The organism is Sphingobacterium faecium, assembly GCF_003054045.1.
In the GTDB taxonomy this organism is placed as follows: domain Bacteria; phylum Bacteroidota; class Bacteroidia; order Sphingobacteriales; family Sphingobacteriaceae; genus Sphingobacterium; species Sphingobacterium faecium.
Genome location: NZ_QBKH01000006.1, coordinates 411,366 through 432,101, shown reverse-complemented (window position 1 = coordinate 432,101; position 20,736 = coordinate 411,366). Strand labels below are relative to the sequence as shown.

Annotated in this window: 14 protein-coding genes; 5 read left to right on the top strand and 9 right to left on the bottom strand. The window is 34.2% G+C overall.

What is annotated here, in order from left to right; genetic code table 11:
- The first annotated feature begins 1 nt into the window (after window position 1).
- The 4 genes from C8N37_RS18340 (at window position 2) to C8N37_RS18325 (ending at window position 2,990) form a co-directional block, all read left to right on the top strand.
- Complete coding sequence (locus tag C8N37_RS18340) at window positions 2-1,267, top strand: hypothetical protein (protein WP_146171106.1); 1,266 nt, start codon at window positions 2-4, stop codon at window positions 1,265-1,267.
- A 190-nt stretch (window positions 1,268-1,457) separates the two neighbouring features.
- Window positions 1,458-2,114 (top strand): DUF1801 domain-containing protein, encoded by a 657-nt coding sequence (locus tag C8N37_RS18335; RefSeq protein WP_108160261.1) that lies wholly within the window; start codon window positions 1,458-1,460, stop codon window positions 2,112-2,114.
- Window positions 2,115-2,149: 35 nt separating this feature from the next.
- Window positions 2,150-2,665, top strand: a complete 516-nt coding sequence (locus C8N37_RS18330; RefSeq protein ID WP_244914471.1) for a MepB family protein — start codon at window positions 2,150-2,152, stop codon at window positions 2,663-2,665.
- A gap of 103 nt (window positions 2,666-2,768) precedes the next feature.
- Window positions 2,769-2,990: a hypothetical protein gene (locus C8N37_RS18325; RefSeq protein ID WP_108160260.1), complete on the top strand. Its 222-nt coding sequence runs from the start codon at window positions 2,769-2,771 to the stop codon at window positions 2,988-2,990.
- A gap of 88 nt (window positions 2,991-3,078) precedes the next feature.
- On the opposite strand, the gene C8N37_RS18320 is transcribed toward C8N37_RS18325, so the two are convergent.
- Window positions 3,079-5,292, bottom strand: coding sequence for an NADP-dependent isocitrate dehydrogenase (locus tag C8N37_RS18320; protein WP_108160259.1), 2,214 nt, complete (start codon window positions 5,290-5,292; stop codon window positions 3,079-3,081).
- A gap of 214 nt (window positions 5,293-5,506) precedes the next feature.
- Complete coding sequence (locus tag C8N37_RS18315; RefSeq protein ID WP_108160258.1) at window positions 5,507-6,151, bottom strand: Rossmann-fold NAD(P)-binding domain-containing protein; 645 nt, start codon at window positions 6,149-6,151, stop codon at window positions 5,507-5,509.
- A gap of 304 nt (window positions 6,152-6,455) precedes the next feature.
- On the opposite strand from C8N37_RS18315, the gene C8N37_RS18310 reads away from it, so the two are divergent.
- Window positions 6,456-6,728 (top strand): hypothetical protein, encoded by a 273-nt coding sequence (locus C8N37_RS18310; protein WP_045754652.1) that lies wholly within the window; start codon window positions 6,456-6,458, stop codon window positions 6,726-6,728.
- A gap of 44 nt (window positions 6,729-6,772) precedes the next feature.
- Here the strand turns inward: C8N37_RS18310 and C8N37_RS18305 are convergent, their stop codons facing one another.
- The 7 genes from C8N37_RS18305 to C8N37_RS18275 all read right to left on the bottom strand — a co-directional run bounded on the left by C8N37_RS18305 (window position 6,773) and on the right by C8N37_RS18275 (window position 20,736).
- Window positions 6,773-8,668 carry a DUF3857 domain-containing protein gene (locus C8N37_RS18305; RefSeq protein WP_108160257.1) on the bottom strand — a complete coding sequence of 632 codons (1,896 nt, stop codon included), beginning with the start codon at window positions 8,666-8,668 and terminating at the stop codon, window positions 6,773-6,775.
- Complete coding sequence (locus tag C8N37_RS18300) at window positions 8,665-10,668, bottom strand: DUF3857 domain-containing protein (RefSeq protein WP_108160256.1); 2,004 nt, start codon at window positions 10,666-10,668, stop codon at window positions 8,665-8,667. Before C8N37_RS18300 ends, C8N37_RS18305 begins: the two co-directional genes overlap by 4 nt.
- A 245-nt stretch (window positions 10,669-10,913) precedes the next feature.
- Window positions 10,914-13,100: a DUF4954 family protein gene (locus C8N37_RS18295; protein ID WP_108160255.1), complete on the bottom strand. Its 2,187-nt coding sequence runs from the start codon at window positions 13,098-13,100 to the stop codon at window positions 10,914-10,916.
- A gap of 5 nt (window positions 13,101-13,105) precedes the next feature.
- Window positions 13,106-14,947: a glutamine--fructose-6-phosphate transaminase (isomerizing) gene (glmS, locus tag C8N37_RS18290; protein WP_108160254.1), complete on the bottom strand. Its 1,842-nt coding sequence runs from the start codon at window positions 14,945-14,947 to the stop codon at window positions 13,106-13,108.
- A gap of 175 nt (window positions 14,948-15,122) precedes the next feature.
- A complete protein-coding gene (locus tag C8N37_RS18285) occupies window positions 15,123-18,299 on the bottom strand; it encodes an efflux RND transporter permease subunit (RefSeq protein ID WP_108160253.1) in 3,177 nt (1,058 codons plus the stop codon).
- Window positions 18,300-18,315: 16 nt separating this feature from the next.
- A complete protein-coding gene (locus C8N37_RS18280) occupies window positions 18,316-19,374 on the bottom strand; it encodes an efflux RND transporter periplasmic adaptor subunit (RefSeq protein WP_108160252.1) in 1,059 nt (352 codons plus the stop codon).
- Between the two features lie 12 nt (window positions 19,375-19,386).
- Complete coding sequence (locus C8N37_RS18275; protein WP_108160251.1) at window positions 19,387-20,736, bottom strand: TolC family protein; 1,350 nt, start codon at window positions 20,734-20,736, stop codon at window positions 19,387-19,389.

The following is a 20,736-nucleotide window of genomic DNA, read 5'->3' as shown; positions in this document are numbered from 1 at the left end:
GATGAAAAGAATTGCAATAATCATCTGCTCCTTATTGTTTTTAATATGTGTACTTGGGTGGACCATCTATATGGTTCGAAAAAACAAAATTGAGAAGCAATATGTAAGTAAAGAAAGTACTTCTGTCTTATCTATCGCAGTTGATGATTTGTTATTGGATAATATCTCTTCCCTGCTTTCAAAGGGTGATCAATCTCCTGATGTAAAAAGTAAAGAAACATGGATAAAAAGCCTAATTTTAGATGCAGGAATTTCGATTCCAGCCCGAATTTTTCTGTTCAACACTGCTGATCAGAAAAATAAATTTTACGGTATTTTGGCTATAAAGGACTATGAAGATTGCTTTTCTTTTTTCGCCAACCATTATCCCAAAGGGATAAAATTCATAAATAAAGAAAAGGGTATAGTCAGTGTTATGATAGGAAAACATATCCAAATACTATTCGATCGAAATTGTTTTATCTATAAAATAGCTTTAGATAACAGTTCAGAAACCGCAGATCTTGAATCTTTGTTACATGATACTGATACATGGACACAAATCGGTGATTTGAAAGGATTTGAGCACGTACTGTCAAAAAAGCACATTAACTATGTACAGAGAGACAAAAGCTTAAAAATTGAAGCATCAATTGGAAAAAATAAAACAGAAATTGATGGTGAGTGGTTACTTTCCCAAAATATAGATCAAGAATTGCAAATCAGAGCTATGGACACCACAAATCAGACGCTTGCTTTCTGGAGTTTGATTCATCTAAAAGATATTCCTATACTTGCACATTTAATGAACAAGTATACTGGACTTAATGAAGCACAGTTAGCCCAAAATTATTCTAATTATTTTGATTTACAAATAAAAGCTGATCCTACCACTCAAAGGGATACTTCGATTACTTACGAATACGATGAGGATTTTAATGCTGTTGAAGCGAAAAAGATCCAGGATCTACGTGTACCTCATATCATACAGGCATGGAAATATAATAAATCGCTGGAAGAATCACTTCCCAATAATATGTTTTATCAGTTCCATAAAATGAAAGCCGGTCAATATTTGTTACAAACAACTTCTGATAATTTTATCAATCAGATTGAGAGCAAACCCACATCATATCCTTTTTATTGCTTTATTGATTTTAAGACATGGCCAGAAGAATGGACGTTGTCTCTATTTAAAAATTTAAAAGACAATAAAGTTCAGGCGACAATAATGACTACGCTACAGGATCAAAAGAAATTGTCCATAAAGGGACAAATCAATTATTAGTATAGCGGAACCGAATTAATATTTTGAAGATGATACAGTGTAGAAATATACTGTATCATTTTTTTTAGAAAAAAATCTACTTTTAAATCAAAACGATAAGAAGATCTTTTTTTTACAATTATAATAAGCTCTGGTAAAGTCTATTTATATTTGTATCATTACAATTATAAAATTAGCATCTGTTTCTATCATGAATCCTCAAGTAGATGAATATTTAAATAATAGCAAGACATGGCAAGAAGAAATGAAACTTTTGCGTAGAATTGTACTTGACTGTCAACTCATGGAAACGCTTAAGTGGAAAACACCTTGCTATACATACAACAATAAAAATGTTGTTCTTATCAATCGTTTTAAATCTTATTGCGAACTTGGCTTTTTTAAAGGTGCGCTATTAAGTGATACGTACTCACTGCTGATGCAACATGGTGAGAACTCTCAATCTTCAAGAAGTATAAAGTTTACAAATGTTGCAGATATATTGGAGAAAGAGCCTCAAATTAAAGCATATATTTTTGAAGCTATAGAAGTTGAAAAAAGTGGATTGAAAGTTGTATTAAAAGAGACTTCCGATTTTTTAGTTCCTTTAGAATTTGAACAAAAATTAAAAGCAGATCCCATATTGACCGCTGCCTTTCAGGCCTTAACTCCAGGCAGACAACGAGCATATTTACTTCATTTCGCAGCGCCTAAACAATCTAAGACTATCCAAGCACGTATTGAAAAATATATTCCACGCATCTTGAAGGGAAAAGGCTTAAATGACTGTATCTGTGGTTTATCAAAACGCATGCCTTCCTGTGATGGCTCCCATCAGCTCCTACAATCAACCTGTACAGAAAACTAACTTTTTCAAATAAAGTATAAATTAAATTTATTCCCTTGTTATATACTCAAATTGTCGATCCTAACTTACAAAAAATAGATCAATATGTCTTTCGGACTTGCGGTTTAGCAATAGCAAACTTAACACGAGAACTAGAAAGTCAAGAATATGCTGCTCAGAATTTTGAATTGATAAATCGAAAATTTAAATATAGGACAGCTAAAATAACACCGACAAAGACTGGGCAATTTGTTACCTTATGGCAGCGAACTACTTCTGGTATTATCGCTCCTTTCGAAATTAATGATCCTATAGACTTTTATATCATAGCTGTGCGAAAAGAACCAAATCTTGGAATCTTCATATTCCCAAAAGCTATTTTATTCCAAAAAGGGATACTTTCTGGAAATGGTAAAGAAGGCAAACGGGGGTTTCGAGTTTATCCAAACTGGGATGTCGTTGAAAATAAACAGGCGCAGAAAACCCAAGATTGGCAAAAATTATATTTTTTACACCTACCTGAACATCAACAAATCGATCTCACAAGAGCAAAACATTTATTACAGATTTAAGTTGAGTCTGTTTAATAAATGGGTATTTTGGATAATATAGTTTGAACTTTACATATATTATGTGTAAATTGTTAATACCATTTATAGACATAATCGAATCATTATGCATCCCTTCCGAAATAAAAACAAAGAACATAGTAATAAGTGTTCCACTAGTTGTTCTCCAGAAGTATCCTTTCATCCATTTGTAAAAGTACAAGGAGGTACACTTGGAAAAAACCAGTTAACTTCGAACGATATTGAAGTATTCGAGGGACCTATTGTCAAACCAGATGCTTTAGAACAGGTTGTATTAGAGATGAATTTACTTAAGAACAAAAATTAACAGATATTGATTACTCAATTATGCTATTTCATAAAAAAAAACTCCACTCATAACGAATGGAGTTTTTTTATGTTATTGCAAAATCTTATTACAAAGATGCGATTGCATTGTTTAATGTTTCTGAAGGACGCATTGCTTTAGTAGCTAAATCATCATTAGGGAAATAATAACCACCGATATTTTGAGCTTTACCTTGAGCAGCAATTAACTCCTCATTGATCTGTTTTTCATTTTCAGCTAATGCCTTAGCTAAAGGTGCAAATTTTGCAGCTAATTCAGCATCTTTGGTTTGCGCTGCTATAGCTTCTGCCCAATAAGCCGTTAAATAATAATGAGACCCTCGGTTATCGATCTGACCTACTTTACGTGCAGGAGACTTATCATTTGCTAAGAATTTTTCTGTAGCTACATCCAATGTTTCAGCCAAGACTAATGCTTTTGCATTATTTTGAGTTTGTGACAAGTGTTCTAAAGAAGCACCTAAAGCTAAGAATTCACCTAAAGAATCCCAACGCAGGTATCCTTCGTGCAAAAATTGCTCAATATGTTTTGGAGCAGAACCCCCAGCACCAGTCTCAAATAGACCACCACCATTCATTAAAGGGACAATAGAAAGCATCTTTGCAGATGTACCTACTTCTAAAATAGGGAATAGATCGGTTAAGTAATCACGTAATACGTTACCCGTAACAGAAATAGTGTCTAAACCTTCGCGAATGCGATCTAAAGAAAATTTAGTTGCCTCTACTGGATTCATAACAAAAATATCCAATCCATTTGTATCAAAATCACCTAAGTATTTTTCTACTTTTTTGATAATCTCTCTATCATGAGCACGGTTTTCATCTAACCAGAATACTGCTGGTGTAGCAGACAGACGAGCACGGTTAACAGCCAATTTTACCCAGTCTTGGATTGGTGCATCTTTTGTTTGACACATGCGAAAGATATCACCTGTTTCAACCGTTTGCGCCATTAAAATATTTCCTTCATTGTCTACGACACGTATCGTACCATTTGCAGTAGCTTGGAATGTTTTATCATGAGATCCATATTCTTCTGCTTTTTGAGCCATTAAACCAACATTAGGAACTGAACCCATAGTGGTAGGATCTAAAGCACCATGCTCTTTACAATCTTCAATCGTTGCTTCATATACGCCGGCATAACAACGATCTGGAATGATGGCAATCGTATCCTGAGACTTTCCTTCTTTATTCCACATTTGTCCCGAAGTACGGATCATAGCTGGCATAGATGCATCAACAATAACGTCTGAAGGCACATGTAAATTTGTAATTCCTTTATCAGAGTTGACCATTGCTAAATCCGGACCATTAGCAATAGCGGCATCAATAGCTGCTTTAACTTCTGATTCCTGTGGATTGCCTACAATTTTAGCCAATACTTCACCTAAACCATTATTTTTATTAATTCCTAAAGAATTGAACAATTCACCATACTTAGCAAATACATCTTTAAAGTAAACTTCTACGATCGCACCAAAAATAATAGGATCTGAAACTTTCATCATTGTTGCTTTTAAGTGAGCAGACAACAAAACACCGTCAGCTTTGGCTGCTGCAATTGTATCTGCAACAAAACCTTTTAAAGCGGATAAGCTCATTACTGATGAATCGATTACTTCTCCTGCTTTTAATGGTGATAAACCTTTTAATTCAGAAATAGTACCATCGGTATTCACAAACTCTATTTTGAACTGTCCTTGATTTTGTACCGTAACTGATTGCTCGGTTTCATAGAAATCACCATGAGCCATCGAAGCTACGCGAGTTTTTGAATCTGCAGACCACTCACCCATCGAATGTGGATTTGCTTTAGCATAATTCTTAACCGCCTTCGGTGCACGACGATCAGAGTTTCCTTCACGTAAAACTGGATTTACAGCAGAACCCAATACTTTGGCATACTTCGCTTTGATTTCATTTTCTTCCGCAGTTTCTGGATTGTCAGGAAAATTAGGAATTGCATATCCTGCAGCCTGTAATTCAGCAATTGCGCCTTTTAATTGAGGAATAGAAGCTGAAATATTGGGTAACTTAATAATGTTAGCTTCTGGAGTGGTTGCTAACTGTCCTAATTCAGCTAAAGCATCAGCTACTTTTTGATCTTCGCTTAGTACATCTGAAAAGTTCGCCAAAATACGACCTGCAAGAGAAATATCTCTTAATTCAACATCGATATCAGCTGTTTTAGCGAATGCTTGTACAATAGGTAAGAATGAATAAGTCGCCAATAATGGCGCTTCATCTGTCTTGGTGTAAATGATTTTAGATGACATAATTTTTTTATTGAAATCTTTTAACTTGCTTAAACAAAATTGAAATTAAAACGAACGGTTAGGTTGCTTCAAAATTCGCCTAAAGATAAGAAAATCAAATTTAAATCGCCACAAAAGGTTGAATTATGACGCTTGAAAGTAAAATATTGGCTCGACTGAATTAAATGAAAATAAGATGCCCTATATCCTATTACATGGAAAACAGATTTGCAGACTATTTGATGACTGCTTTTATATCTTTCAATTCTAATACCTGTCTAGCTTTTTTATATGTAAAAACACTTTCCAACATCGCTTTTGCAAGTAGTTTAGTTTTAATTGGGGCATATTGTTTAAAAATGCCAACTTTATTAAAAGCGTTAATGACTTTTAAGCCGATCTTTTCACCCAAACGATCTGAATGAGGTCGCTCAATAAATCCTGGACGCAAGATAGTGAGTTGCTGAAAGCCAATGTTTTTGATTGCATCTTCTAAAGATCCTTTCATTCGATTGTAAAAGATTCGCGATTTTGCATTTACTCCGGCTGCAGATAGTAAAACGAAATGAGTAACACCATTTTCAAAAGACATTTTCGCAAAATGAAAAGGATAGTCATAGTCAATATGCCACTGGGCTTCTTTGCTTCCGGCATCTTTTAATGTGGTTCCTAAACAAGAAAAAGCGATATCTCCCCTTATCTGATCTTGAAAAGAGAATAGCTTATCAAAGTCAACAATAATCTCTTCTAATTTATCATGATATTCAAAATAAGGACGTCGCAATAATACCCGAACTTTACTAAATCGAGGGTCCACTACTAATTGTCGAACAAGTTCTCTACCTGTCGCTCCGCTTCCACCAATAACAATTGCTACCATATGCTAAAGATAATGATTCGTGACCTATATTTTACTATGATATTAATTACTATGGAGATATATTATGAAAGATTTTTAAACGATTAAGCGCATTGATGACCTCGGGTGATCTCCGGTTCAACTTGCTCAGGTATGATTTTAAAAACATGAGATTAACACGTATGGAACAATTGGAACTTTGCTCAGTCAATCTATCTATACATGTTGACTATATAAATGATCACGCAGCCCTATCCCAATCTCCTGATTAATTTATATCGATTGAAATTTTGCTATCGGTGTACGAATACCTATGTTTGTAACTATGTCTGAAACTGAAAAAAATCCCTATCAATTGTTCAACAAAACAATTTGGTCTAATTGGAAATCTCAAGATGTAATCTGTATAAAAGTTGAAGAATTATCACAAACTAATGGAATTACATTCTTTGAACTTATTCCTGACTCTGAAATGTTAGATGCAGATACCGAAACCTTATACCCAATTGACTCAGAAGATGTTTTGGACATGTTTACGCCCGAAAAACATGTTAAATTTGTTGTACATGATATCTATATGGCCGATTTAGACGATTAACTATTCGAACTTCCAAAATTACGCTCCTTAGACAAAATTAAATTTTACATCGATTTTGTGATTACGGCTTTCTGCTTATCTGCCTGAACTATTTTTTTATAAAAGTCAACATACTCATTATATTTTTCCGGTGGATAAGTTTTATCATTCATTTTCTGTGCTCTCTTGTAAAGGATAACACCATCCTTGAAAGTAAATGTAGCCGCATAGGTTCCAAATTCAGAGTCTATTATAATATCTTTTGGTATAAAATCAACTTGATATCCGCTTGGTAATTCAAAATTAATTTCGTCAATGTCTTGATAAGCATATGGAACAGAAAAAAAAGTTTTCCTGTTTTCAATTTTAATTGGGACTGATTCCTTTCGATTAACTTGATTGAGTAATAAAAACAACTTATCCCCCCCTTTACTTAATAATGGTTTAGATTTAAATGCAATTTCTTCTTCTAATTCTGGCTTAGTTTTATCTTTCTGCTCACACTTATAATGTCCAAAAGTTTGGATGGGGATTGTACTGTATTCCAATACTTTTTTCTTTTGTTCGCTTGGTTCTAATAAAGTTGTTCTTAAATTATCTTCAAATTGGGAATTCCCATAGCGTGTATTGGTTAAGACATCAATATCATTTTCATTATGAAATGTGATTTTAGTTTTACTGATTTGATAATTATCTTCAGCCGTGTAAACTGGTGTTTTTACAAGTACTCCACCCTCTTCAGTAATTAACAGCACCTTTCTATTCGCATTTCCATAACCAATAAATCCCATTGGATAATAGGAACTCGTACATTCTAAATAGGTTGTATCGTTTTTTAACGGTACAGCCAAGATCATGTGATTTGCTTGACCGATACTTGAATATTGCTCATTTAAACTTGGTTTTCGATTACCTATCATGACTAAATGTGACTGTATTCCAACTTCATTTAGCATCGCCTTCATAAAATTGGATAATCCTTTACAATCACCGTAATTAATTGTTGCGACCTTTTCAGCGACTACTGGCTTAAACCCTCCAATACCTAACTGCACACTGACATAACGTGTATTTTGTTGCAAATAACGATACAAAATCGCCATCTTCTCATGTGGTGACTGTGCATTTTTGGTCAAATCTCGAATTTTAATTTTGAATGCATCCGGTAAATTATTTCCACCTGCATTGAGTTTATAGATCCAATGTCCAAAATTTTTCCAGGTATCAAAATTACCACTAGACCCGTCGTATTCAAATAAATTGGGCGATGCTGTGACCCAAGAAGAAACGTTATTGATCCCGATAGATAAAGGTTCTCTCGGTACAGCAGCAACGTGATTACTATTCCATTTATATAGTGTTTTACCGGCAGTTGTGGTTGAATCTACTTGTAATCCCGAACGACTCAAATATTTCATTTGATAATTTTTATCTTTTTGAATCGTGTAACTGGATTTTTCTACCGACATACCAAAATCTTTAATATCGCGCCATTGTGGAAAATAAAGTAATCCTTTAAAATCTTGGCTAAAACTATACTCTATTGTATATGGGTAGGTATTGCTAACAAATTTTAGCCTTTTTACTCTATTATCTTCAAAAATAGAAAAATCGGAAAGTAAACTTTGATCCTTAATGTCGGAATTTTTATATTCCTTAATTTTATTACCAGCGGCATCATAAAGTACAGCTTTAATATTGTAGATATTTGAAAATTTATCATACACTTCTTCCATTACAGCAAAATCATCACCTGCTTTGCTAAATATAGTGGCTGTAATTTTATAATCATATTTTGCAGCATTTACACCTTTTATATCTAAAAATTGCTCTTCATTTCTGATCACAATTATGGCATCTTTTTTTAAGTCATCTGGAATTTTAGCGATATCCCAAGTTGATTGTCCCTTTAAAAAAAGACTACATATCACGAACATGATACTTAATGTATATTTGATCATATTTTTTTCTTTAATACAATTTTCTCAGCTTGTTTTTCGACAATGGCTGCAAATAATTCTTTCAAATCGAAATACTCTTCTGGACTGTAGGTTGATTTACTAATGGTGACAATACTCTTAATCAATAACGCCTTTCCTTCTGTCTGATAAGATATGGTAAATGATCCTACATTCTCGGGAAGTTTAAAAATTCCTCCTTTCGGAAGTTTATCTATTTCATAATCATCTGGAATTATAACTACAACACGACAATTTTCCATAATAGGGTGAGCAAAATCCACAGGAAAAATTCGTTCTTCATGTTTCAAAGGATTTTCCTTGGTTTGCTCATAAAGCAATGGACTAAAATACACTAGATTTCCAGCCTCTTCTACATGATCCTCTATTTCCACATCCATAGATTCAATAAACCGCTCATCTAAACTATCGAGATTTAAAATTTTGAAATTATGGAGTTCTAGTCCATTTTTACTCTTTTTCAAGTTTTTCAAATAATCTTCTTCATTAATGGCATTTCTATAGGCATTTCTTGCTGTTAAACCAGCATATCCATTGAAATAATTTGTTAGCGTTCCTTTAAGTTTGTTTTCCTTATCTAATGTTAACTGATAGACATGCATACTTTCATCTCCAAAGCTTGTTTCGGTACTAATCCATCCCCCACTTTTATCATTAACATTGATAAGAAATCCTTCATGATTCAAATTTTCATAATGAATCATTCCAAATGGCATATCTTTAGCTGTAGCATCAAGAAAGTAGACATTTCCTCCAATCTCTACTGCGGCTATAACATTATCAAATTTACTGATCACTGGATAACCAGGATGTTTACCATTTGAGCGCGTACTGATTAATACAGGATAAGCATTAAACTTGGCCTCTCTTAGAAAATTGATTAATGCTAGATTTAGATCGGCTGAATTACCTGTTTTTTTCTCAAATATGGTTTTAGGATTTGTTTCAGTACTATAATAATGATAGTTTTGATTCCACTTTAGGTTATCCTTAATATATTTATAAATTCTCTTTGCGTTTTTCAGAGAATCATTTTCTAAAGATAGAATTGTCTTTAAATTATTTTTTGCGTAATTACCCTTATTTAAATATCCCCCGAAATTATCATCATCAAGAATAGCATTAACAATCTTCGGCCATGATCCTGTATAGTCATTAAAAAACTGACCAGGAAAATTCGTTGATCGAAGTTCAAAATCAATTGATGGTCTGTAATCATCTAAATTAGATATAAAAGGCTCATCTTTTAGTGCAGGCATGTTTTCTGCAACATAACGATCACGAGTAGCTGAAGATTGAACATTGGTGACATAACTTGCATTGACCTTTTCATGGACAGGATGAGCGATTTCATAATAACCGCTTCTATTAAATTTGTAATCGAAATACTCTGGAATAGTGATTGTGTATTCGGACCATAATGTTGGTATTTCACTTTGAAAGCTCCAACCGGGTAAATTAAATATAAAATCAGATTTGATCTTATATTTATATTCAATAATAGATCCTTCTTTTACATTAGGTAGTGTAAATTTCTTAAAAACAGTATTCTTATTGACTTCTTCCGTAAATTTTGAATCTTTATCAATTTTACTCGTTGTCATGACACCATCTACCATATTATAGGTAGCTGCATTCATAAATTCTAAAACCTCCTTGGATTCACTATTGCTTTTATGAAGCCCAATAGAGTAATTTGCATAATTATAACCATTTTTGTTTAAGATTTTATAACGGACGTGCCTCTCATAAACATAAACAAATGATTTAGATATAGGACTTATCTCAAAGTAACAATTTCCGATATCAAATAATTTAATTGCTGATGCTGCTGAGTCTATTCCTGATGCATTAATCAAAAAATCTTGTGGTTGAATTTTCCCAAATTTATATTCAACTTTTTGATTTTTTTGTGCTTGAACACAATCAACAGTCGTGATCAATAACATCACTAGAGGTAATAATAATTTCTTATATGGCATTTTATTAAGAATTGGCTAGGCAAATATAAATAATAAAACGATATTTAAAGTTATTAAATATCGTTTTATTATTTAAGGTTTTCGTAAAAACTAGAAGAACCCATTAGCTATAGCTTAAATTCAATCCATCTGACGATTTAAATATAATGGCTGTATATAAATATATATAGCCATCAATATATAAAAAACGAATGATTCATCTTTTTTAAATTAACCTTATAGGTAATTATTATCAAACTTATCAACTACATGGACAAGCTAATCAGGAGATCTTGAACACCATTTTCAAAAACTTGAAGTTCTTCACGTTGCTGCAAAATAAAGCTATTCTCGTCTAACTTACCTACCACTATATCCCTTTCCTCATCACTATTATAAACCATATTTCGAAATGGATTGACATAATCTTTTGCTCTACTTGCAAATATTTCATTGACCATCCAGGTTCGATGTAAAATTGCTTCGTGCATCCAGCTTTTTAATGTTTCAATAGTTATTGTTTCCCAAGTTTCACCAGTTATTTCCAATATAGAAGCAAAAGCATGTGATCTTTTGGATTCTAAATAAGATTTACTCAAATCATGATAATATTTATGGACATCTTCCCACTCATCAATTTTACTTGATTTGATTTCGGACATCAACTGTTCAATAGCATTTTTCTCTATCAATTGTCCTCCAATATTTTCCCACTCCAAACGTTGACTATCTTTCATTTTATCTTTTAATTGTTCGAAAGAATTATTCTTGAGAAAGTCAATGATATGAATGGAGCCATAATATTGAATAAAACGTTTAAAAAGCGAATATGCCTGTCCGACCTTCACTAGCTCTACTTTTCGCTTTGAATGCTCAAATCCACTTACCTCAATTGATGATGGTATTTCATTACTATCACCAGTTAATTTTGTCTTACCGTCAATAAGAATTTGTTCATGCGTTACATCACTTAATCTGACATTATGATGTGAGCCGACAGCAAATTCTATGATACGTAACGAATTGAACAATTCATTCACCGTATCAGGAGCAAGTATATCATACTCCAGATATTGATTTTTCAACAAGCGTTTATCTCTACTCTCGTATTTATTACCATTGCGGATCAGTGCATACATATTATACATAAACCAATAGCCTGGAATGATGATCAATTTGTCATTTTTAACATCATTATTGACTAAAGAAAAAGGAATCTGAATATCTAATTCGTGCGGAAAATCTCCTTTAACTAAAAGCGTATAGGAAGCAAATCTTGAATTATGTTTTAAACTGACACATAACCCTGGCCAAAATCCTCTTCCAGCGATAATTTCTCCATCTGCTGCTCTTGAATTATGATTGGATCCAACTGTTGCCCCAGCAGCCATATTACTTTGGCCCATAACCACAGCTGCACATAGGAAAGAATTATTGTGGTGCTGCTCATGCGCAGGAAAAATTAAAGAATTAAGTACTTCACAGCAAGAAATGGTAGAATTATCTCCCAAAAATGAATTAATAAGCCTTGCGCCATATTTCAATTGTGAAAAAGACGACAAAATAAAACGCACTGCTTTAACTCCGTAAAAAATACGACAACCATAACCAACAATACCATTAACCAGCTCACAACCTTCTCCTATTTGGGTAAAGGCGTCAGGAGAAGAATTAATGGTAACATTTTTCAATTTATTAATACCCTTAATATATGCATCGGAGCCTATTTTCACATTTTTGATATTCTGTGAATTTTTAATGATACATCTGTCACCAATGATACTATAGGAACCTCTTGTTTTTAAAAACCTTTTCTCTGTAATTTCTTTAAATCTATTTTGCAATTGTAAATCTTGCCTATTACGAGTCCAAAGATAAGCATCAGCTGCTTGCATACCGTCAAAAGGCAAAATCGATCTCACGCCATTTTCATTGCATAATTCCAGTGCAATTCTTAAGTCTTCAGACTCTCCCTCTCTCAAAATACCATTTCCAAACTTTGCTGTACTGCTGGTCTCCATCTCACTGATGTTACTTAAAATAACATCATTTCCAATGATAAAGTGTGACATATATCGGACATGGTGGATGGCTACGGCATCACCTATATCACAACTCACGATCGTACTATTGTATATTCCTGACTCTAACTTTAAGTTGCGATATTCCAAATAAATCGGCTCCATAGAACCGATACGAACTAATCCAAAAAAATTATTATGTCTAATCTGATAGGGTATAAATGGATCACAGACCAATATATGTTCCCAATTATCAGCTCTGTTGCCATTTTCGATTAAAACAACAATCTCTTCTACCGTTAAGCTTCTATAATCAGATCTTGCATTTTGCTCAAACCGATGATGATTTTCATCCTTACCTTTAGGAATAAAAGCTGGGGGAATAAAATCAAAACCTAAGCGAACAATATTACCTTTTTTTATTTGACTCATATTTCTTATTCAACGGTCACTGATTTTGCCAAATTCCTAGGCTTATCTACATCTTGATTTCGTTCTACTCCAATATAATAAGAAAGTAATTGTAAAGGAATCACAGAAAGTATAGGTGCAACAATTTCATCCGCTTCAGGAATTTCAATATAATCTTCTGCTAATTGCTTAGATACTTCATCACCTTCTGTTATAACAGCAATCACATGTCCTTTTCTTGCCTTTACTTCTTGGATATTGCTGACAATTTTTTCATGGTATCGATCCTTAGTTGCAACAAAAACAACAGGTAAATTTTCATCAACTAATGCAATAGGTCCGTGTTTCATTTCTGCTGCAGGGTATCCTTCGGCATGTATATACGTAATCTCTTTCAATTTTAAAGCACCTTCCAAAGCTATCGGGAAATTATAACCTCTTCCTAAGTATAGAAAATCACGAGCATCTTTATATTTACGAGCTATTTCTCTAATCTTTGGAATTTGACTGTCTAAAATCGCTTGTACTTTATCAGGAACAGCATTTAATTCATTTAAAAGATGTGCATACTGATCGTCGTCAATAGACTTTTTGATATATGCAATTTTAAGAGCAATTAATTCTAAAACTGTCAGTTGCGCAGTAAACGCTTTGGTGCTTGCAACTCCTATCTCAGGCCCAGCATGAGTATAAGCTCCTGCGTGCGATAAACGGGCGATAGACGATCCTACTACATTTACCACACCTAAAATAATTGCCCCTTTACTTTTAGCATTTTCTAAAGCAACTAAGGTATCTGCAGTTTCACCACTTTGAGATATAGCTAGAATAACGTCCCCTTCGTTAATAATTGGATTCCTATAACGAAATTCAGAAGCATACTCCACTTCAACATTGATGCGGCAAAGTTCTTCAATTAAATATTCAGCGACTAAACCGGCATGCCAGCTTGTACCACAAGAAACAATGACTATACGATTAGCTTTACAGATTTGTTCTGCATATTGTTCAATACCACTTAATGTGATCGTCAATTTTTCTAAATCTAATCGACCACGCATAGAATCAAAAATAGCTTGAGGCTGTTCCATGATCTCCTTTAACATAAAGTGATCGTATCCTCCTTTTTCAATTGCAGCTAACTCCAAGTCTAATTTTTGTACATATGGTGTGACACGCTCATTGCCAATATTTTTAAGTATAAGCTCATCAGGTTTAACAATTGCCAACTCATAATCATTGATATAAACGACTTCATTGGTATATGCTAACATTGGTGAAGCATCAGAACCAAGAAAATGCTCGCCTTTTCCAATACCAATTACCAGAGGGCTTCCTTTTCTTGCTGCTATAATCGTTTCAGGATGTTCTGGTTCTATTAACAAGATTACATATGCTCCTACAACTCGCTTTAAAGCAATTCGCACAGCTTCTTCTAAGCTACACGCATTATTTTTTTTTATTTCAGCAATAAAATATAATAAGACCTCAGTATCCGTATCACTTTTAAATTCGTATCCCTTACTTAACAATTCATTTTTAATGGTTTGATAATTTTCTATGATACCATTGTGAATCATGGCTATTTGGCCATCTGGAGTATAATGTGGGTGAGCATTCTTATCCGAAGGTTCTCCATGTGTAGCCCATCTGGTATGTCCAATAGCTGTATGTGAACTCACATCATGGTCGGCTACTACAGCTTCTAAGTTTGCTACCTTCCCTGCTTTTTTAAAAACATGAAGTTCATTTTGTTGCACGATTGCTATTCCAGCACTATCGTACCCACGATATTCAAGCCTTTTAAGTCCATCAAGAACAATTGAAAATGCTTGACGAGGACCTGTATAACCAACTATTCCACACATAATTTATTATTTAAGTTAATATTAAAATGATTGGTTCAAAATTAGCATTATTTTTCATGCAATCGATTGTTTCAAATAATTTTATGAAAATTTAACATTAATGGAATATGAATAATATTAAAACAGAAAAGCCCTGCATGCAGGGCTTTTCTGTTTTAATAAAAGTTATTTATAACTAGTGCTTCGTAGACATTTCATCTACATAATCGTCACTAGGAACGTAATCAGCGACCATCTCCGCTTCATAATCTATTTTCTCATGATTTCCTAATCTTCTTTGAATTCCATCAAAAATTGAATACACCACTGGCACGATAATCAACGTTAAAAATAATGATGATAATAATCCACCTATAATGACAATGGCAATACCCCGGTTCATATCAGCACCATCTCCTTGTGCCATAGCAATAGGAACCATACCGATAACCATCGCAATAGTTGTCATTAAAATAGGACGTAAACGAGCATGATTGGCCGCAATTAATGATTCATAAGTCGTAAATCCTGCATCTTTTTTATGATTAGCAAAATCAACCAACATGATGGCATTTTTAGCTACTAGACCGATTAACATAATAATACCTAAAATCGTAAAGATATTTAAAGTTTGATTTGTCAATGCTAATAATAAGAATGCTCCAATGAAAGATAATGGGATCGAGAATAAGACAATAAATGGTGTTGCAAAACTATCATATAAGGCTACCATAACAAAGTATACTAAAATAATAGAAGCTAATAATGCTATTCCTAAAGTACCAAATCCTTCTTGTTGGTTCTCCATGTTACCTCCCCACTTGAAAGATACACCCGGTTTCAATTTTAGTTTTTTAAATTCAGTCTCCCACTCTGTTGCAATAGTTCCTGCGGGCTTTCCTACTACTTGAGCTTGAACAGAAACAGAAGGAGACTTATCTCGACGTTCTAATAAAGTCGGTCCTGAACCGTATTCAATATCGGCAAACTGCTCTAATGTGATTGATTCTCCTTTAGCATTTATAAACTTCAAGTTTTTAACATTGTCCATACTCGTTCTACCCGATTCATCATAACGAATATTAATATCATACTCGGTATCACCAGCACGATATTTTGTATCCGTATTACCAGAAAATGCCGTTTGCATAGTCGCACCCACAGTAGCAACATTTAATCCTAAAGCATTCATTTTATCACGGTTCAACTGCACATTAATTTCTGGATTACCATCTTCGGAAGTCAACTTCACTTCTGTCGCTCCAGAGACATTGCGTAACAATGCAGCAGCTTTATCAGCAAATTCTAAAGCGTCTTTTTGCGATGAGGCTATAACTGTTAAGTTTAATGGGGCTTGCTCAGCTCCCATGATACCGATAGAAACTGTTTTCACTTTGGCACCAACGAGATGATTTTCCATTTCTCTCTTTAATTTCGCTGCATACACTTTTGTAGGCTCCAATTTATTATGACCATCCTTCAAATAGATTTGCATTTCAGACTTATATTTTGTTCCGGATGTACCTGCCATCATACCATCGGAGGCTTGTCCTACTGTGGTAATCACACGTTCAATTTCTGGTCTCCCAGCTAAGTATGATTCTGCCTTTTGAGTCATAAAATTTGTCTGTTCGACCGAAGCATCTTTATTAAGCTCCAACTGCAGATAAAATTCTCCCTTATCATTACCAGGAAAGAAATCAGTTCCGATATAACCCATCACCAATAAACTAATTGATGCGGCAAACATAACAATCGTCACAACGAGCGTAACCACCTTATTCCATCTGTTTTTTAACGCCCACTCTAAAATTCCAGAAATCCAATGTGTCAATTTCTGTAAGCCTGCTTCAAATTTTTCTAAAATTCGGCCAAAGAACGTCGCGTTACTTATATGTGATAATTTTCCGAAACGCGAATACAACCAGGGTACCACAGTAAAGGATACCAGTAATGATATTAAGGTCGCGAATATGACCGTTACACAAAACTGGCGAAGGATATCGGATACTAAACCCGATGATAGTGCGATTGGTAAAAATACAACTACAATAACCAATGTTATGGCTGTTACAGTAAAGCCGATCTCCGCTGCTCCATCATATGCAGCCCGGATCTTACTTTTGCCCATCTGCATGTGACGGTGAATATTTTCAATAACAACAATCGCATCATCCACCAAGATACCTACCACTAAGGATAAACCTAATAAGGACATTAAATTAAGGGTATACCCCATCACATATAGTCCTATAAATGTCGCAATCAATGATAATGGAATGGCCACAACAGCTATAAAGGCATCACGTAAACTATGTAGGAAAAACAACATGATAAAACCGACTAATGCCACAGCAATCATTAAATCGTGCATGACATTACTTGCTGCATTAATCGTATATTCTGTTGAATCACTCGCTACGTCAATTTTAATATTTTGTTCCTTATAGTCTTTTTCAATAACGCCAAGGGTCTCTCTAACAAGTTTAGATACTGCAACCGCATTGGCGTCAGATTGTTTAAAGACTTGCATCAAAATTGTGTTCTTTTGATCGATACGGGCTATTTTCTCAATATCTTTTATACCATCTTGCACATCAGCGACATCACTCAAACGAATCGATACTCCAGAAGGAGTTGTTATCGGAAGATTTCGCATTTGATCTAAGGATGTAAATTTACCTGAGAGGCGTATGGTTGTCTGATTGTCTCTAGACTTGATACTACCAGTTGGGAAATCTAAATTAGAAGAGGCTATGATTTTTTGAACATCACTTATTGTCAATCCATATCCTTCTAATTTTTCAGGATTTGCACTTACTTGAATTTCACGTTCTTCACCACCAGTAAGATCTACTTTTGCAACACCTAAAATGCGGGCAAAAACAGGTTGAATTTTTTGATCTAATAGATCATACAATTCCTTTTCGGAAAGACTGGATGTTACCGAGAGGTTCATAATCGCCACATCGTCTAGAGAGAACTTACTCAAAGACGGGGTTTTAGCATCTTCAGGTAAATCGTTAATCACCGCATTAATCTTACGTTGCGCATCAGTCAAAAGAAAATTGACATCTGCCCCTGTGTTTAATGTAATCATCACTACAGAAACGCTTTCCATAGATTTAGTTTCGATCTTTTTCACATTTTCCAAAGATGATACCGCATCTTCTATTACTTTTGACACAGAAGTTTCCACTTCTGATGGTGCAGCACCCGGATAAACGGTTTGTACTGTGATAACATTCACATCAAATTTAGGAACTAATTCGTAACCTAAATTCAAATACGATCCGATACCACCAATAGTCAATAATAAGAATATGACTATGATAATACTCGGCCGCTTTATAGATATTTCAGAAATTTTCATTTAAAACTTACGTTAATTATTTAATAATTTCTACAGCAGTACCATCCAATAAATTGATCTGTCCTGTCGTAATGACTTGCGCACCACTTTCAATACCTGAAATGATTTCGACTTGATCTCCAAATACTCTTCCAGAAGTCACTTTAGTTAAAACAGCTTTACCATCTTTGACCACAAAAACTTGATTTGAACTCACACTACCGACGAAAGCATCTCTTGGAACAACTAAAGCATTAGCGGTTTGTTCATCTCCAAAATATGCAGTACCGTACATACCCGCTTTTAAATCATTTGCCGCATTATTATTAATTTCCAGCTCTACAGGAAAATTTAGGCTTCCATCTGCTTTAGGGGCAATAAATGTAACTTTACCCTGAAATGTTTTATTGGATAAAACCGCAGACTCTACCTTTATACTTTGTCCTAATTTCACAAACCCAATGTTTTTCTCATCTACATTTACTTTCAATTTCAAAGAAGATACATTGACAATTTCAAACATTTCATTTCCTGGGCTTACATATGAACCAGGCTCAATACTTCTTTTATTGACGATACCCGCAAAAGAAGCTTTTACGTTAACATCAGAGGCTGTGATCTGCGAAGAACGCAAGCTATTTTTTGCATTTTCAAGTTGCAATTTCATTTGATCTAACTGTTGTTTAGTGACACCACCGGAAGCATATGCACTTTCAAACCGAGCTACTTCATTCTTTGCATTTTCATATACCGCCTGTGCATTGCTAACACTTACATTTTGCTTATCTCCAACAATAATTGCTAATGTTTGTCCTACTTTAACGTAAGCACCCTCATCTACAAGCACACGAGCCACTCGTCCTGCAACTTCTGAAGAAAGCTTCACCTCTTGCTTAGGAAGAAAAGTACCGTTAGTGACATATACAGTATTGACATCTTTGAAACCAGCCTCAGCAACACGTACAGCGACAGCCGCATTCTTTTGTGCTACAACAGCTGTTTGTGCTTCATTTTCATTCTTATTTTTTTTCAACACGTACATAATACCTGCTAATGCAGCAATAATTATGACTCCTGTGATTAATATCTTTTTCATATATATTGGTTACTATTTGCTATTTAATAATGTGTTTAATTCCCCTTTTGCTTTAACAAGCTGTATCTCTGCAACTTTATAATTTAACAATGAAGTACTTAAATTATTTTGTGCATCTGAATAAGCATTCTCTGCATCCAATAAATCTGTTAGAGTTGCTAGTCCATTTTTGTAGTTGTTTTGAGTGTTATCCAAAACTTCTTTTGCCAGTTTTACGTTTTCACGATTACTATTTATTGTGAGTAGACTATTTGTAATTTGCGATCTCGCATTTTCATTCGCTAAGCTCAAAGCTAACTTAGTATCCTCTAAATCCACTTGAGCTTGTTTCAATTGAATAGTAGCTTGATTAATTTTAGCTTTAGTTTCGCCACCGTTAAATATTGGAATTGATAAATTTAATCCCAAACCAGAAAAACCAGACCATTTGACTCCTTCATTTTTTGAAAATATTGGAAAAGTCTGTCCCATTCCTAAATATCCTAAATTACCAGAAAATGAAAGATTAGGATAATATGCAGCTTTCATCGCATTACGATTTAACTCAAGAAGCTCATTTTGTTTTTCTAATAAACGTACTTCTGTTCTTGATGATAAATTTGAAGCAGCCAAATCTGCTGTTGCAGGATTGATCTCAAATGTTTCATTGGGAAGTTTAACATCTTGCTCCATTGGCATACCAATAGCAAACTTTAAAGCATTTTCTTTCAATTCTAAAGCATTGACCAAGATTTGGCGATTTGCTTTTAAATTATTGACAGCTACACTCGTTCGATCTAAATCAATCTTCTTTCCTAAACCCGCTTGCACTAAACCAGCGATGACATCTCTTGTTTTGGTCGTACTGTTAAGATTATTATCCACCGTTTGAAGCTGCAGTTGGGATTGAAAAACATCATAATAAGCATTTGCAACTTTCTCGATCAATTGTTCATCAGATAAATCTTTATTAATGACATAAAATTCTTTTGTTGTCTTAGCCGCTTTTAAACCTGTAAATAAAGATTGATTAAATAATTGTTGGTTGACCTGTAGAGTTGCATTTGATTGCCATTTTTGCCCCATAGCTACTAACACGGTTTCACCAGGTTTACCAATTATTTCACCAGGTAATGCAACCTTTTGTAGCATAGGATTGTATGTCAATGTTCCAGCACCAGTGATCTGCGGTAGAGCACCTGCTCGAACTTCATCAATCTTATATTGGGCATTTTCCAAATCAAGTGTTGATTTTTTTGCCTCCGCTTTGTTTTCCAGCGCATATTTAAGTGCCTGATTCAGCGTCAAAATTTCTTGTGCATGCAAGAAATTAACTGAAAACAAAGCTGCTAATAGCACCCCTACTATTCTTATCTTTTTCAT

Coding starts and splice junctions, on each gene's coding strand:
- C8N37_RS18340 (WP_146171106.1), top strand. CDS start 2: ATGAAAAGAATTGCAATAATCATCTGCTCCTTATTGTTTTTAATATGT.
- C8N37_RS18335 (WP_108160261.1), top strand. CDS start 1,458: ATGAATCCTCAAGTAGATGAATATTTAAATAATAGCAAGACATGGCAA.
- C8N37_RS18325 (WP_108160260.1), top strand. CDS start 2,769: ATGCATCCCTTCCGAAATAAAAACAAAGAACATAGTAATAAGTGTTCC.
- C8N37_RS18320 (WP_108160259.1), bottom strand. CDS start 5,292: ATGTCATCTAAAATCATTTACACCAAGACAGATGAAGCGCCATTATTG.
- C8N37_RS18315 (WP_108160258.1), bottom strand. CDS start 6,151: ATGGTAGCAATTGTTATTGGTGGAAGCGGAGCGACAGGTAGAGAACTT.
- C8N37_RS18310 (WP_045754652.1), top strand. CDS start 6,456: ATGTCTGAAACTGAAAAAAATCCCTATCAATTGTTCAACAAAACAATT.
- C8N37_RS18305 (WP_108160257.1), bottom strand. CDS start 8,668: ATGATCAAATATACATTAAGTATCATGTTCGTGATATGTAGTCTTTTT.
- C8N37_RS18300 (WP_108160256.1), bottom strand. CDS start 10,668: ATGCCATATAAGAAATTATTATTACCTCTAGTGATGTTATTGATCACG.
- C8N37_RS18295 (WP_108160255.1), bottom strand. CDS start 13,100: ATGAGTCAAATAAAAAAAGGTAATATTGTTCGCTTAGGTTTTGATTTT.
- glmS (WP_108160254.1), bottom strand. CDS start 14,947: ATGTGTGGAATAGTTGGTTATACAGGTCCTCGTCAAGCATTTTCAATT.
- C8N37_RS18285 (WP_108160253.1), bottom strand. CDS start 18,299: ATGAAAATTTCTGAAATATCTATAAAGCGGCCGAGTATTATCATAGTC.
- C8N37_RS18280 (WP_108160252.1), bottom strand. CDS start 19,374: ATGAAAAAGATATTAATCACAGGAGTCATAATTATTGCTGCATTAGCA.
- C8N37_RS18275 (WP_108160251.1), bottom strand. CDS start 20,736: ATGAAAAAGATAAGAATAGTAGGGGTGCTATTAGCAGCTTTGTTTTCA.